Source organism: Providencia sp. Marseille-Q8014, from assembly GCF_965112055.1.
In genome coordinates, this window is record NZ_CBCOPT010000001.1 from 3,495,781 (window position 1) to 3,511,299 (window position 15,519).

Genomic DNA, 15,519 nt, shown 5'->3' on the forward strand with positions numbered 1-15,519 from the left:
GGAGAGAAAAATGAGCCAGAATGTTTATCAATTTATCGACTTACAACGTGTTGATCCGCCTAAAAAAACGTTAAATGTACGTAAAATTGAATTTGTAGAAATCTACGAGCCTTTTAGCGCGATCCAAGCTCAGACACAGGCAGATCGATGCCTTTCATGCGGTAATCCTTACTGTGAATGGAAATGTCCGGTGCATAACTATATCCCCAATTGGCTCAAGCTTGCCAATGAAGGACGTATTATCGAGGCCGCAGAGCTATCTCATCAAACCAATAGTTTGCCTGAGGTTTGTGGTAGAGTGTGCCCTCAAGATCGTTTATGTGAAGGTGCCTGTACCTTAAATGATGACTTTGGCGCTGTCACTATCGGTAATATTGAGCGTTATATTAACGATACCGCCTTTGCAATGGGCTGGCGTCCTGACCTTTCTCATGTTGTCCCTGTGAATAAACGCGTTGCTATTATTGGAGCTGGGCCTGCTGGTCTAGCCTGTGCCGATGTGTTAGCTCGCAATGGCGTACAAGCGACCGTGTACGATCGCCATCCTGAAATTGGCGGGTTACTGACCTTCGGTATTCCGGCTTTCAAACTCGAAAAAGAAATTATGACTCGCCGTCGAGAGATCTTTACCTCAATGGGGATTGAATTCAAACTCAATACCGAGATTGGTAAAGACCTGCCATTAAATCATTTACTTGCTGAATATGACTCCGTATTCATTGGTACAGGAACTTATCAGTCCACCAAAGGACAACTCGCCAATGAGAATGCAAAGGGAGTGTATGATGCTTTACCTTACCTTATTGCCAACACTCGCCAATTAATGGGCTTTGAAAACCCAGCCGATGCACCTTATGTCAACCTTAAAAACAAACAGGTTGTCGTCCTCGGTGGCGGTGATACCGCAATGGATTGTGTGCGTACCGCTATTCGACAAGGCGCGAAAAAGGTGATTTGTGCTTATCGTCGCGATGAAGCAAGTATGCCTGGTTCACCACGAGAAGTGAAAAATGCTCGAGAAGAAGGGGCTGAATTTTTATTCAATTTACAACCGATGAGTATTGAAGTCGATCAGAAAGGCAATGTGTGTGGAGTCAAAGTAGTCAGAACACAGATGAGTGAGGCTAGAAATGGGCGCGCTCAAGCAGAGGTTATAGAGGGTTCTGAACACTTATTACAAGCGGATGCGGTGATCACGGCATTCGGCTTCCGCCCACATGCCATGCCTTGGCTAGCAGAGCATAATGTGCAGCTAGACGCTCAGGGGCGGATCATTGCAAGCAGTGATGAGCTGTTAGCTTACCAAACATCAAACCCCAAAATTTTTGCTGGGGGAGATATTGTTCGCGGTTCTGATTTAGTGGTGACGGCAATTGCTGAAGGGCGCAAAGCGGCAGATGGTATCTTATGCTTTATGGGCGTTTAATCAGCGAACAGATCGCAAAATAAAAACAGAGGGGAAACCCTCTGTTTTTTGATCGATATACTTTACGAATTACTTAATGACTCTGAGTGATGGCCTACCTTTAGGGGGTGGCGTAGGCTCATCATCTGAAGATGACGAGTGATCACTTGTTGGGTCTGATTCATGGACCAACGTGATGTTATCCGCAGGGTTTTCTTCAATCCCTTCAAGATCAGCTGATAGCTGTTCTTCATAGGCGGCTTCCGGTTCAAACATCATCCCAGCGCCATTTTCACGGGAGTAGATTGCGATAATCGCGGCCATTGGCACATATACTTGACGAGGTACACCACCAAAGCGCGCACTGAAGCGTACTTCATCATTCGTAATCTCAAAGTTACCTACTGCGCGCGGTGCTATATTCAATACAATTTGCCCATCGCGAGCAAATTCCATTGGCACATTGATATTTGGCACAGTGACATCCACAACCAAATGGGGCGTCATATCATTATCAAGCAGCCACTCGTAATGCGCACGTAATAGATAAGGGCGTCTCGGTGTCATTGGCGCCATTTCCATCATGCCACTTAGCCTCGTGCCGAAAGACGCATTTCGCGTTCTAACTCAGTCAGTGAAGCTAAGAATGCATCACGTTCAAAAACACGTTGCATGTACATTTGCAGATGTTTGCTGCTTGATGGTTTGAGTTCGATACCTAGTACAGGTAAACGCCACAACAGTGGGGCTAAGTAGCAATCAACCAAGCTGAATTCTTCACTCATAAAGAAAGGCATTTCAGCAAAAACAGGTGATACCGCAATCAGCTCTTCTGCTAACTGACGACGTGCGTTATCCGCTTCCTGTGCCGTTCCCTTTTCAATTTTGTACATCAGAGAATACCAGTCTTTTTCAATGCGGTGCATCAGTTGGCGACTTGTACCACGAGCAACTGGATAAACAGGCATGAGAGGAGGATGAGGAAAACGCTCATCTAAGTATTCCATGATAATATGTGGGTCATATAGGGTCAGATCACGGTCAACAAGAGTAGGTACACTCTGATATGGGTTTAGATCGATCAGATCTTGAGGCAGATGACCAGGTTCGACATGCTCAATCTCAACGCTAACCCCTTTTTCAGCCAAAACGATACGAACTTGATGACTAAAAATGTCGGTTGGGCCTGAAAATAATGTCATTACCGAACGTTTGTTAGGAGCGACAGCCATTAAAACCTCCAAGTTGAATAAAAATGAACTAAACTGTAATAAGTTTTTGAATAATTACGAGCCCGCCCATTTTACAATCCCCTGTGCCAAAGCTCTCATTTATCCATATAGAAAGTCAGCACAACCCTCTCGCTGTAGTGCAGCGAGAAATAAGAAAATAAAAAGCAGTCGCATATTCTAGCAGATTTTGTACAACTTAGGGGGACGTAGATGAGAAAATCATAACTAAATGTAGTTTAAAGTAGATAAAAGACAAAAAATTAGAATATCAATTCAATAATACATGTAAAACTAGTTAAAAAACCTTAGAGCTAACTCTAAAAAATGTTTTTTTAAATAAAAAATGTCAGCCTAAAAATCCTCAACTAACGCCTACTCATAAAGAAAAATGCTGGTAAGGTAAGTTATATCTATTTTGTATAGTCGAACATGAAATAAGTAAGATGGCAAATAAAACAACCAACTTAGAGATTCAATATACAAACGTTTCTAAAAGCTTATTTAGGGAAGCTTGGAAGGCGAACACTATTCCACTTTAAAATGGCGTTTAAACTGTCAGTTTCGATTGTTTTTCCCTCAATAGACGAATGATTTGTGGTGCGATTCTGAATTCTCAAGTAATAACCCTATGATGCAACCCGTCCGCATACCCACAAAAATTTTTATCCCCGCTGACGGCTCTGTATTGCGCACTTTCGCTGCATAAACATTAATGAAGATTGAACTGCTTGATTCGCTCGAATAATAGAAATCTCGTCTGACACGAGTTACTTAAACCGGCAGGTAAATCAATGACAAAACCTCTTACACTAGCGCAATCAACTAAATACTATCTCAGCATCAAAAATCCGTTATTAAATGAATAAGTTTTATTTTGATCATTTTTATTGGCCCACCTTACAATACGAAAGCCAACATGAACAATAATATGTCTTAGAAAAGAACGCTTTTACCCATTCGATTTGTCTTGCCACCTAGATACTATTAATTTGCATATCAAAGAAGTTCAGCCTAGGTTATTTCCTGTTTTCCGAACACAACTCATTGAGTGCTTGGGTATATTATTCAAATAATAATACACAAATATTATGTGCATTGATTTTCCAATAAAAATTCAATTTGAAGTCTATCACTAATATATTAAATTCAATGATATTTATCTTTTCCAGCACGCGCCATAGTGCGAATTCAGATAAAAGAAACCGCTCGCATCTCATCAATAAACATCAAGCAATATATTGCGCCCAATAAAAAACCCGCCATAAAGACGGGTTTTTTCATCAATTTTATGCCCAAAGGGCAATAAATTAACGTTTGGAGAACTGTGGACGACGACGTGCTTTACGTAGACCAACTTTCTTACGTTCAACAGAACGCGCATCACGGGTAACGAAACCAGCTTTACGCAGATCAGAACGAAGAGTCTCATCATAAGCCATCAGTGCACGGGTGATACCGTGACGGATTGCGCCTGCCTGACCTGAAATACCGCCACCTTTTACAGTGATGTACAGATCCAGTTTTTCCAACATTTCAACCAACTCTAGCGGCTGACGAACGACCATGCGCGCAGTTTCGCGACCAAAGTACTGTTCCAGTGTACGCTGATTGATTGTGATGTTACCGCTACCTGGCTTAATGAAGACACGAGCGGAAGAGCTTTTGCGGCGACCAGTGCCGTAGTATTGATTTTCAGCCATTGCCTATAATCCCGATTAAATGTCAAGAACTTGCGGTTGTTGTGCCGCGTGGTTGTGCTCGTTACCTGCGTAAACTTTCAGTTTACGGTACATTGCACGACCCAGAGGCCCTTTTGGCAACATGCCTTTAACCGCGATTTCAATCACACGCTCAGGACTGCGAGCAATCATTTCTTCGAAAGTCGCTTGCTTAATTCCACCTACATGGCCAGTGTGGCGATAGTAGATTTTGTCTTCGCGTTTATTGCCGGTAACAGCAATTTTTTCTGCATTCAGAACGATGATGTAATCACCAGTATCCACGTGCGGAGTATATTCCGCTTTATGCTTACCGCGCAGACGGCGAGCCAATTCAGTTGCAAGACGACCTAAAGTTTTGCCATCTGCATCAACAACGTACCAGTCGCGTTTTACGGTCTCTGGTTTAGCTGTAAAAGTTTTCATTAAAACTTACCCAATATTGAAGTTACACGTTGGTGAACACTCATGTTCATAAGCTTTGTGAGGTTCACACGACTCTTGTCCAGCAAACCCACCCCTTCGAGCAGCCTAGCCGGCATTAATGCGATATTTCTTGGGAAATAAAAAACATCGCTGTAACGTGGGGTCGCAAGATTATAGAGAAGTCAGCAATAAAAATCGACCCCAAAAACACTTTTTTTTCTTCTTGTCTATATTAGATGTTTTTTTGTACAAAAACTACCAATGAGACTTAAGCCAAATGTGGCATCTTCAAATACTCTTCACTTTGCATTTCTTGTAAACGAGATAAGCAACGCTGATATTCAAATGTGAGCAAAGTACCTTGATAGAGCGATGCCATAGGCACTTGCGCATTAATGATTAACTTCACTTTTCGTTCATAAAACTCATCCACTAACGCTAAAAAACGCCGCGCCGCACTCTCTTGTTTACCGTCCAAAGCAGGCACATCATACAAAAGTACGGTGTGATAACAATTGGCGAGATAAATATAATCATTTTGACTACGAGGCTCCTCGCACAACGCTTTAAAGCTAATTGCCAGCACCCCTTCTGCGGCGTTTATCGCTTGCATTTTACGATGATTAACTTCCAAGATCGGTTGCTGTTCGCCTTTTTTCCCAGCCAGTTTGTTAAAAACCTCATTGAGATGTTGACGACTTTCATCATTAATCGGCGATAAGAAAAGATGGGCTTGAGTTAATGTTCTTAGTCGATAATCAACCCCAGCATCCACGTTCATAATTTCACAATACTTTTTAATCTGCTCTATCGCGGGTAAAAACCTCGCACGTTGTAAACCGTTGCGATATAGGTCATCTGGGATAATATTGGATGTTGCAATTAGGGTGATGCCTCGAGCAAATAAGCCTTCCAGTAAAGTGCCTAAAATCATTGCATCAGTAATATCAGACACAAAGAACTCATCAAAACACAGGACATCTGTCTGCTTTTTAAATTCATCAGCAATAATATCCAATGGGTTTTCTTGACCTTGTAAAGCCATCAGATCGTCTTGGACCTTTTTCATAAAGCGATGAAAGTGCAAACGGAGTTTTCTATTTCCTGGCAAGCTTTCATAGAACATATCCATCAGCCAGGTTTTTCCTCGCCCCACGCCACCCCACATGTATAGTCCTTTTACAGGCTCGATCGTTGAGGTGTGTTTTTTGCCCAATAAGCGCCCTAAACGCATTTTTAGGCCTGAAGGCTTCTCATTGTGTTCATTTAAAGAGGATGTCGAGATCAACTGCTGATAAATTTCATTTAGACGCTCTACTGCACGTCTTTGTACGTCATCAGGCTGATAGTTACCTTCAGCAAGAGCCTGTTGATAACGCATAATCGGGGTTATCGGTGACATTAACTGAATAATCCTTGAAAAATTTTCGGTTTTTTTACCGTTATATGGTATACACTGCCCTTATTATAACCAGATTCATTTATTATTTAACGTCTAGTTAACGAATGTTAGAGGAGTAAGGAATTTCGTCTTAGTATTCCACTCTTTAGTGATTAACCGGAATTTACTCGTTATACTTCAAGTTGCAGCGTTATTGACGACATTTATTCAGACTCGTCATAGCATTATCTATACTCTTAGCGACTTATTCACTTGTCGCCTCGCTGCACCTCGAATGATTTAGAGTATAGTAATAGATGGATAAGCTTAATTTCTGCGAACAGTGAAGTAAACGAAGGAGTCAGCATGACCTGGGAGTATGCACTAATTGGACTAGTTATCGGTTTCATTATCGGCGCCTTAGTCGTCCGTTATGGTAACCCAAAACTTCGCCAACAAAAGACAGCACAAGCTGAATTAGACAAGAAAAACACTGAGCTAGAAGAGTACCGTAAGGAGCTCGTCAGCCATTTTGCTCGCAGTGCAGAGTTACTTGATAAAATGGCTCGTGATTATCGTCAGCTATATCAACATATGGCACAAAGCTCCTCAGAGTTAATGCCAGATATGCCCGCTCAAGATAATCCGTTCAATTATCGCTTAACGGAATCAGAAGCTGATAATGATCAGGCGCCAGTAAAAATGCCACCGAGAGATTATTCAGATGGTGCTTCTGGCCTGTTCCGCCCTTTAGATGAAAAAGAAAAGTAATTATTCATATATCATCTAAATGGTTCGTGAATCAGAATGAAGAAAAATAATGAGTCTTGAAGGTGGTTCGACACCTTCAATTGCTCTATCACACGAAATATAGCTAACTTATTCACCAGTAAAATCATTTACTGGTGAATACCACATATCCTTTTTTGTTTCGTTAGCACTGGCGAGTTTACTGCTGCTAACTAGTCAGTTAAATACAACACGACAAAAGATCGTCTTATTTAAAGTATTTCTTTTTATTTCAAAACTGTATAGAAGTTCTATTTCATCTACAATCCATGTAAATAGATGTAAAAGAGTGGATATTTGCTACCTGTTGTATGAACTTTTGCGCATAATCCATAGTCATAGCTATCAGTAAAATCAAATCTGATATGAGAAAAATATCGTGATGAGTGCAGCATTGCTGCTACCTGATAAATTTTATTCTTGAGAGAATCTACGGAATGATGAAAAGAAAAAATTTCTTTCTCACTGCGGTCGCAATGAGCCTAGGGTTATCCCTGTCAATTTTACCTTCGATTAGCAGTGCGGCTTTACCTGCAACATTACCAGCCACGGCACAGAGCCAAAATATGCCAAGCTTAGCACCGATGCTTGAAAAAGTGCTCCCTGCTGTCGTCAACATTCATGTTTCTGGTACACGTGTTCAAAACCAACAAATCCCAGAAGAATTAAAATTCTTCTTTGGCCCGAACATCCCTTCACAACAGCAAAGTGTTAGACCATTTGAAGGGTTAGGTTCTGGTGTAATCATTGATGCTGCGCAGGGTTATATTTTAACCAATAATCACGTGATTGATGGTGCAGATAAAATTCAAATCCAACTTAATGATGGTCGTGAGCTCGATGTTAAGCTGATCGGTAAAGATGCACAGACAGATATCGCATTATTAAAAATCACCAATGCAAAAGACATTAAAAATCTCACTGCCGTTAGCATGGCCGATTCCGATAAATTACGCGTCGGTGACTTTGCCGTTGCCGTAGGTAACCCGTTTGGTCTAGGACAGACTGCAACTTCAGGGATCATTTCAGCACTTGGACGTAGCGGCTTAAATCTTGAAGGTCTAGAAAACTTTATCCAAACAGATGCCTCTATCAACCGTGGTAACTCCGGTGGTGCCTTAGTGAACCTAAATGGTGAACTGATCGGTATTAATACCGCAATTTTAGCACCGGGTGGCGGTAACATTGGTATTGGTTTCGCAATCCCAAGTAATATGGCTAAAAACCTCAGTGAACAACTCATTAAGCACGGCGAGGTGAAACGTGGGATTTTAGGTATTAAAGGTACCGAAATGAATTCGGATATTGCAAAAGCCTTTAATATTGATGCTCAACGTGGTGCATTCGTGAGCGAAGTTCTGCCTAAGTCTTCCGCGGCTAAAGCTGGCATTAAATCAGGTGACGTCTTAGTCTCTGTCGATGGTAAGCGTATTAACAGCTTTGCTGAGCTGAGAGCTAAAATTGGTACCAGCCAGATCGGTAAAGAAATCACGATTGGTCTGATCCGTTCAGGCAAGCCAATGGATGTTAAAGTTGTTTTAGAAAACAATGAAGGCGAAGCGACTAAAGCGGAAAAACTGAGCGAATCATTACTTGGCGCCACACTATCTAACGCAACCGTTAGCAACACTAAAGGTGTACAAGTTGATAATGTCGCACCAAAATCACCTGCTGCCGCGGTTGGCTTAGTTAAAGGTGACTTAATTTTTGGCGTGAACGACGTTCGTGTTGAAAGTATTGAACAGTTCCGTAAAGTGATTGATGCAAAACCGCCAGTACTGGCAATGAAAGTCTTACGTGGTGGTGAGACACTCTATCTGCTCATGAAAAATTAATCACAACACAAAATTGTTGTAAAAGATCAAAACAGGTACAGTACAAACTGCTGTGCCTGTTTTTTTATGTTATGCTCAATCTCCCTGTACTAACATCAACAAGTTGAATACTCGATATCTTATGGTGAAAAAGCTTCTCTGGGCAGCAATGCTAGGTCTAATAACCGCGATGATCCTTATTGTTGCGGTGCCTTCCCTACGCCCTCAAGGGTTAGCTGATTTGCTTTATGGTAAAATAGATAACGAACCTATCAGTTATAATAAAGCCGTCCGGAAAGCCGCACCGGCTGTCGTTTATGTGTATAGCAGCTCTAAAGGGAGTTTTTCTCAATCAGGCCGTGAATTAAAATCACTGGGTTCAGGCGTGATTATGAGCGCCAACGGTTATATCATTACCAATAAACATGTTGTTGATAATCCAGATCAAATTCTAGTTGCCTTACAGGATGGTTCAATCTTTGATGCTCTATTAGTCGGCTCCGATACATTAACGGATTTAGCGGTACTCAAAATAGATGCCGAAAACCTTCCTGTCATTCCTATTAATAAATTGCGTGTCACCCATGTTGGAGATGTCGTCCTTGCCATTGGTAACCCATACAACATAGGGCAAACAGTGACTCAGGGAATTATCAGTGCAACGGGCCGAGTTGGCTTAAGCTCCACCCGACGTCAAAACTTTCTACAAACGGATGCTTCTATTAATTCAGGTAACTCAGGGGGAGCCTTAATTAATACAGAAGGGGAATTAGTCGGTATTAATACCCTCTCCTTCAGTGCGGGCCAAGGGATCAGTTCAGAAGGTTTAAGTTTTGCTATTCCTACCGCCCTAGCGACAAAAATAATGGAAAAATTAATCCGTGATGGCCGTGTGATCCGTGGTTATATTGGGATCACGGCACGTGAACTACCACAGATTAGAACTAACAATAACAATATTGACCAAATCAAAGGGCTACGTGTATTCCAAGTTGCAGCTAACGGCCCTGCGGCGAAATCGGGGATTCTTCAAGGCGACATTATTTTATCGGTAGATAATAAACCCGCCGTTTCCGCCGCAGAAACAATGGATTTAGTCGCAGAAATTCGCCCTGGCAGTAAAGTACCCGTAAAAATTTTACGTGATGGTGAAGTAAAGGATGTGGATGTTATTATTGAAGAAATTCCTGAAGGCCAAGCTGGCTAGCAAACGGCTGCGAAGGGTTCCTTTACGCTAATTCACGCCATAAAACTAGGTTTCAGCCCCGTATAAAATAGGCCGTTACCATTTACGGTTATTTTAACGTTAGTGTGATTACTGGGTGATATATATTTATTGCCTTATTTTTAATTTATCGGTAGATGTCAATTTTCATTATCTCATTATCTATTTTCTCCCTTCAGAAAATGCGTAGTCACTTTTATCTTTAAATAGCCTTTTTCAGTTCAACACACTTTAGCCAATTGACGTATTACGCTTTTCTGCTCGGATAGCCGATCATTAGCCTTATCGCTGAGCCAAAAATGATATCCAATGTGACTCATACAGAGTATTGCCAATATTTCTTTTCCTTTTAAACGCTACGAGTATTAGCGCATGACTAACGTTCTTATATCAGTTTAATAAGACACATTGCTACATGTCTGATTTCATTATTAATCAATGAACTCTAAAATTCGATATTTAATAAACTCTCGTCTAAAAATAAAACAATACGATTTAAAATAGAAGACTTAAATAGACTAAATAAAAAAACATTTCCATTTCAAAAATGAAATAGATAAAAAGCCATGAATAAATTGATTATCAGTTTATAGAGCAAGTTTTATATTCTATTCATGCCAGCAAATAAGGAATATCAACCAAAAATGGTTAATTAATTTATATCCAACCTCTATTTTAGAAAAAAAAGAGCATTTAAAAAACCAACCATAAAAAATAATGGTGATTTAATTTTAATTTAATCACTTTCTTGTGCAAGATATTTCTGTCATCTATCTTTAAATTGAAATTTACAGATGCCATGTAAATAAAAAACAAATCTCATTTAAGGAATAATTATGATTAAGAAAATCTCAGCAACCATTATGCTATCATTGCTATTTGCTTCTGGTGCACAAGCTGCTTGTAAAATTGTGAACTCCGGATTGCAAAATAAAACAATATACGCTGGTGAAAAAAAATCCCATGATTGTTAGCAATATCCAACAAGCTGGAAAAGTTTTAGCTGACACGCTTGTTACACCACAAGAAATATCTCTGCAAACCCATATTGATTTAGAAAAAGTATTATTTGTTTGTGATGAATCAGATAAAGATAAACTCTATGAGTTAGCCTATAGACCTTATGGTTGGGCTGATAATGCAACACCGGCATACAGTGAAAATAAGATTCAATTTTTTAAAACAAGTGCTGTGGGAGTTTACTTCCAGTTTTTCTTGGGTGAAGGTTCTGAATATGAATTCCTTCCATATAAAACAATGAAAAAAATATCATCTAGCCCATCTGTAACACAACCGAATAAAATCGAAGTAAAATTAAAAGATTTTTCAGGTGTTAGAAACTTACAAATTCGCTCAGATAATATGAATGTCCCTAATGGTGAACAAACAATTGCGGGTGTTTCCCGTGGAATTGTCGCATTTATTGGCCCTGGTATTAATGATAATTTAAATAATTCTAGCGGAGTTATTACTGCATCTCCGGTTGGAGAAAGTTATTTAAATGTCGCTCAATATCCGGCCAAAGTAAAATTAGACCAATGCGCGCAATAAAATAAATGTTCTCCACGAAACGTTAGTGACAATATTCACTAACGTTTTTCATTTTTAATGAAAACATGTTTATATTGATATTAAAACTATTTAATTAAGCGGTTAAAAACAATGAGAGCACTGTTAATATTATCGATACAGTAGCAAATAGCGTGAACTTAACGAATGATTTACTAAGAAGATATAAAGATTGAATTCCTCTTTCCCATAGGACCCAATGATTCCCACTAAAAATAGCCAAACAACTGCGATGTTGTTGGCCTCCTTCAATCAAATCATGAAACTTATAGTCAAATGAGAACTCAGCAAAAAATTAATCAAATCTCACGTTATCTATATTAACGCTGTTAATAGCAAAAATAATCGTCTTGGCCTTAGCTTTTATTTTGCAGGACCAAGCTCTCTTTTCTCTTTGTTAATTAACGTCTTCAATTAAAGGTAAAAGGAGGCATATCAAAAGTGATAAATACAGGTTCATTTGAGGGGGAGAAGATGCTCACGGTAAGTGGCGAGCATCAACAAATTAAATATCACAATAATGTGATTAGGAGTCATTACTGGGCATTGAAACGTATGTTCAGCCTCATACTCGGCCTTAAGCGACCAGAATCACCTTTTAAACGAATAGAGGGATTGAAAGTGAAGCAAGCCCTTCGTAAAGGGCAAGCAAAATGTAGACTTTCTTCTGTATTGGCAACAGCACCCTTAATCTTCAGAGTGGATACGCTCAATATTCGCACCTAAGCCACGTAGCTTATCTTCAATGTGCTCATAACCACGGTCAATGTGATAAATACGATCAACTGTCGTCGTGCCTTCTGCGATACAACCCGCAATCACCAAACTTGCAGATGCACGTAAATCCGTTGCCATAACTTGCGCGCTCGTCAGTTTCTCAACACCATGACATAGCACTGTGTTGCTTTCGATTTCAGCATGAGCGCCCATACGGATAAGTTCAGGGATATGCATAAAGCGATTTTCAAAAATGGTTTCAGTGATCATACCAGCCCCTTCAGCCACTAGGTTTAAAAGGCTAAATTGAGCTTGCATATCTGTCGGAAAACCTGGGTGTGGTGCGGTACGTAACGTCACTGCTTTGGGACGTTTACCTTCCATATCAAGGCTGATCCAATCGTCACCGATTTCAATTTTAGCACCTGCTTCACGCAGTTTTGCCAAAACAGCATCCAGTGTATCTGGACAGGCATTGCGGCAAATCACTTTTCCTCTTGAAACGGCTGCTGCAATAAGGAAAGTGCCGGTTTCGATACGGTCGGGTAACACACGGTAAGTTCCCCCACCTAACCGTTCAACCCCTTCAATAACAATACGGTCAGTACCCGCACCAGTAATTTTGGCACCTAACGTATTCAAGAAGTTAGCTGTATCCTCAATTTCTGGCTCACGGGCAGCATTTTCGATCGTCGTTGTCCCTTCTGCCAATGTGGCTGCCGTCATAATGGTGACAGTCGCGCCCACACTGACTTTATCCATAACGATGCAAGCGCCTTTTAAACGGCCATCAACGGTCGCTTTTACATAGCCATCTTCTAATACAATGTGTGCGCCAAGTTGCTCTAACCCAGAAATATGTAGGTCAACAGGACGTGCCCCGATAGCACAACCACCTGGCAATGAAACTTCCCCATGACCAAAACGTGCAACCAACGGCGCAAGAGCCCAAATTGATGCGCGCATGGTTTTAACTAGATCATAGGGAGCACAATATTCTGTAACATGTCTTGCATCAACATAAATGGAACCATTGCGCTCAACTTTGGTTCCTAATTGATTGAGAAGTTTGATAGTCGTATCAATATCTCTAAGTTTAGGGACATTTTGTATTTCTACTGGCTCTTCGGCTAGTAGCGCAGCGAACAGAATTGGTAGTGCAGCATTTTTGGCACCGGAGATTGTCACCTCACCCTCTAAACGAGTGGGCCCTTTAACTAAAAATTTATCCATTCGGTTACTCTCGTATTCATATTCATCCTATTTCGGATTGCAAATGTCTTCAGAAAAGTAGGACTATCGCGTTCCTTACGCCTAGTGCTATCTTTATTGACTCACTGCATGCAACCCGAGATAGTTTTGAGTATAGATTTTAAATACTGTTCGCAGTTTTTTATCAAAAACCGTTTAGCTTGCGGTCACGTGCCCAATCAGCTGGGGTATATGCCTTAATTGAAAGCGCATGAATACGGTTGTCCGCGATATACTCCATCAACGGAGCATAAACAGCTTGCTGCTGCTTGACTCTGCTCATATTTTCAAACATGGCACCGACGGCAATAACCTGAAAGTGGCTGCCATCACCATTAACAATCACCTCATCCAGAGATAGCTTGTCCATCAATACTTGTTTTATTTCGTTGGTTTCCATATATGACTCAATTTTATCATCATCGATTTTGGTATAAATAGACGTCTATCCTAAAGGATCCGAAACAAATCTTAAACCAAAGAAAACGCCCCCGGTGCATAAAAACACGCAGAGGCGCTTTTTTTACACAAACTGACCTTAACTTAGCAATAATGACTTAACGCCATACAGTTCCATCAAGGTTGTTAAATTATCGCTCATTCCTACTATTTGTAGTGAGCGTTTTTGCTGCTCAAACTCACCTTTTAAACGGACCAACATAGCGAGTCCAGTTGAGTCAACGTGATCCAAGCCTGACACATCGATTTGCTCAACTTGGGATAACAAAGTCTCACGCTGCTCCCAAAATACGAGCAAAGACTCTCGGCCTAATGTGCCAGATAGTTTAACTGTTGACGATGCGGTGTCCCACGTAAGCGCATGACTCATGTGATTATTTCTCATCCAGAGTAATAGGTGCTTTCGCACTGATTTCTAACTGTTTTGTTAGACCATCAATACCTTGTTTACGTAAAATATCGCCCCATTCATTTTGCTTAGTGGTGATCATACTGACACCCTCTGCAATCATATCATAAGCTTGCCAGTGGCCTGTTTTGCTATTTTTACGCCATTGGAAGTCTAGGCGCACAGGCGGGCGACCATTAGGATCGATAATGGTGACTCGGATCGCGACGATATTTTTATCGCCAAGAGGCTGCTCTGGCGCTATTTGATACGTTTGACCATGGTACATCGCCAATGCTTGGCCATAGACTTGTTCAAGGTAAGCTTCAAAAGCGGCAAAATATGCTTCACGCTGTGCAGGCGTTGCATTTTTGTAGTAAGTTCCTAGTACGAGTGCTCCCGCATATTTAATTTGTACATAAGGCAGCAGCTCTTCACGAACAATAGTTCGTAAGTAGTTAGGATCTTTACGGATTTTAGGCTGTTCTTCCTTCAATCGTGTAAACGTTTTTTCAGCCGCTTCATCCATGAGTTTATAGGGGTTGGTTTGGTCAATCGCCATTGCAAATGGTGCAATCGCCAGCATGGCTATCATCATTAAGCGCTTAAACATAAATTATTCCTTCTAAATCCGTATTAATGTCGAATCAATTTGCTGTAGGATCAGCACCTTGACTATCTCCACTCTTATATAGGAACTGCCCTATCAGATCTTCTAATACCATCGCAGGTTTAGTATCTTCTAAGCGCCCCCCATCTTTAAGGGTTTCAATTCCTAATTCTTCACCAGAAGGGCCAATATTCATTGCAATATATTGTTCTCCTAGCAAACCAGAAGTACGAATAGATAACGAACTTGAATCTGGAATGTTGTCATACTCACTCAACAAATCAATTTTCACATCAGGCACATAGTTATCTTTATTCAGCGTAATGCTTGCAACTCGACCAATCACAACACCGCCCACTTTCACTGGGGAACCTTCTTTTAAGCCACCAATGTTTTCAAAAGAGGCAGAAACCTGATAGGTGGATTGACTACCAATTGACTTTAAATCAGCCACTTTTAGACATAGAAAAACAATTGCTGCAATTGCCAGCAGCATAAAACAACCTACCCATATTTCACTTTTTTTACTTTGCAT

The 15,519-nt window shown here is 40.7% G+C and carries 16 protein-coding genes; 6 read left to right on the forward strand and 10 right to left on the reverse strand.

Going from position 1 to position 15,519, the window contains the following annotated elements; all coding sequences use genetic code 11:
- Positions 1 to 10: 10 nt before the first annotated feature.
- Positions 11 to 1,426, forward strand: a complete 1,416-nt coding sequence (locus ACWPW6_RS15520) for an FAD-dependent oxidoreductase (protein ID WP_249999310.1) — start codon at positions 11 to 13, stop codon at positions 1,424 to 1,426.
- Positions 1,427 to 1,495: 69 nt separating this feature from the next.
- Here ACWPW6_RS15520 and sspB read toward each other — a convergent pair whose 3' ends face one another.
- The 5 genes from sspB to zapE all read right to left on the reverse strand — a co-directional run bounded on the left by sspB (position 1,496) and on the right by zapE (position 6,183).
- Complete coding sequence (gene sspB / locus ACWPW6_RS15525) at positions 1,496 to 1,987, reverse strand: ClpXP protease specificity-enhancing factor (RefSeq protein ID WP_195848132.1); 492 nt, start codon at positions 1,985 to 1,987, stop codon at positions 1,496 to 1,498.
- 8 nt (positions 1,988 to 1,995) lie between these two features.
- A complete protein-coding gene (gene sspA, locus ACWPW6_RS15530; RefSeq protein ID WP_154621896.1) occupies positions 1,996 to 2,637 on the reverse strand; it encodes a stringent starvation protein SspA in 642 nt (213 codons plus the stop codon).
- A 1,307-nt stretch (positions 2,638 to 3,944) separates the two neighbouring features.
- A complete protein-coding gene (rpsI, locus tag ACWPW6_RS15535; RefSeq protein WP_004258235.1) occupies positions 3,945 to 4,337 on the reverse strand; it encodes a 30S ribosomal protein S9 in 393 nt (130 codons plus the stop codon).
- A 15-nt stretch (positions 4,338 to 4,352) separates the two neighbouring features.
- Positions 4,353 to 4,781: a 50S ribosomal protein L13 gene (gene rplM, locus ACWPW6_RS15540; RefSeq protein WP_004925433.1), complete on the reverse strand. Its 429-nt coding sequence runs from the start codon at positions 4,779 to 4,781 to the stop codon at positions 4,353 to 4,355.
- A gap of 268 nt (positions 4,782 to 5,049) precedes the next feature.
- Complete coding sequence (zapE, locus tag ACWPW6_RS15545) at positions 5,050 to 6,183, reverse strand: cell division protein ZapE (protein WP_163862997.1); 1,134 nt, start codon at positions 6,181 to 6,183, stop codon at positions 5,050 to 5,052.
- 345 nt (positions 6,184 to 6,528) lie between these two features.
- Here zapE and zapG point away from each other — a divergent pair, with 345 nt between their 5' ends.
- The 5 genes from zapG to ACWPW6_RS15570 all read left to right on the forward strand — a co-directional run bounded on the left by zapG (position 6,529) and on the right by ACWPW6_RS15570 (position 11,541).
- The gene (gene zapG, locus ACWPW6_RS15550; protein WP_154622910.1) at positions 6,529 to 6,933 is read left to right on the forward strand and encodes a Z-ring associated protein ZapG; all 405 of its coding nucleotides are present in this window, start codon (positions 6,529 to 6,531) and stop codon (positions 6,931 to 6,933) included.
- 458 nt (positions 6,934 to 7,391) lie between these two features.
- Complete coding sequence (locus tag ACWPW6_RS15555) at positions 7,392 to 8,786, forward strand: Do family serine endopeptidase (RefSeq protein WP_167520937.1); 1,395 nt, start codon at positions 7,392 to 7,394, stop codon at positions 8,784 to 8,786.
- Between the two features lie 121 nt (positions 8,787 to 8,907).
- A complete protein-coding gene (gene degS, locus ACWPW6_RS15560; protein WP_154622912.1) occupies positions 8,908 to 9,972 on the forward strand; it encodes an outer membrane-stress sensor serine endopeptidase DegS in 1,065 nt (354 codons plus the stop codon).
- 854 nt (positions 9,973 to 10,826) lie between these two features.
- Positions 10,827 to 10,964, forward strand: coding sequence for a hypothetical protein (locus tag ACWPW6_RS15565; RefSeq protein ID WP_249999312.1), 138 nt, complete (start codon positions 10,827 to 10,829; stop codon positions 10,962 to 10,964).
- A complete protein-coding gene (locus tag ACWPW6_RS15570) occupies positions 10,954 to 11,541 on the forward strand; it encodes a hypothetical protein (RefSeq protein WP_249999314.1) in 588 nt (195 codons plus the stop codon). Before ACWPW6_RS15565 ends, ACWPW6_RS15570 begins: the two co-directional genes overlap by 11 nt.
- Positions 11,542 to 12,246: 705 nt before the next feature.
- Here the strand turns inward: ACWPW6_RS15570 and murA are convergent.
- The 5 genes from murA to mlaD all read right to left on the reverse strand — a co-directional run bounded on the left by murA (position 12,247) and on the right by mlaD (position 15,519).
- Entirely contained in the window at positions 12,247 to 13,509 is a 1,263-nt protein-coding gene (gene murA / locus ACWPW6_RS15575) for a UDP-N-acetylglucosamine 1-carboxyvinyltransferase (protein ID WP_154624909.1), read from the reverse strand.
- 163 nt (positions 13,510 to 13,672) lie between these two features.
- Positions 13,673 to 13,927 carry a BolA family iron metabolism protein IbaG gene (gene ibaG / locus ACWPW6_RS15580; RefSeq protein ID WP_154624908.1) on the reverse strand — a complete coding sequence of 85 codons (255 nt, stop codon included), beginning with the start codon at positions 13,925 to 13,927 and terminating at the stop codon, positions 13,673 to 13,675.
- Positions 13,928 to 14,065: 138 nt separating this feature from the next.
- On the reverse strand, positions 14,066 to 14,356 hold the full coding sequence (gene mlaB / locus ACWPW6_RS15585; protein ID WP_154624907.1) for a lipid asymmetry maintenance protein MlaB: 291 nt from the start codon (positions 14,354 to 14,356) through the stop codon (positions 14,066 to 14,068).
- A gap of 4 nt (positions 14,357 to 14,360) precedes the next feature.
- Positions 14,361 to 14,987 carry a phospholipid-binding protein MlaC gene (gene mlaC, locus ACWPW6_RS15590; protein ID WP_163863000.1) on the reverse strand — a complete coding sequence of 209 codons (627 nt, stop codon included), beginning with the start codon at positions 14,985 to 14,987 and terminating at the stop codon, positions 14,361 to 14,363.
- 34 nt (positions 14,988 to 15,021) lie between these two features.
- Positions 15,022 to 15,519 (reverse strand): outer membrane lipid asymmetry maintenance protein MlaD, encoded by a 498-nt coding sequence (gene mlaD, locus ACWPW6_RS15595; protein WP_163863002.1) that lies wholly within the window; start codon positions 15,517 to 15,519, stop codon positions 15,022 to 15,024.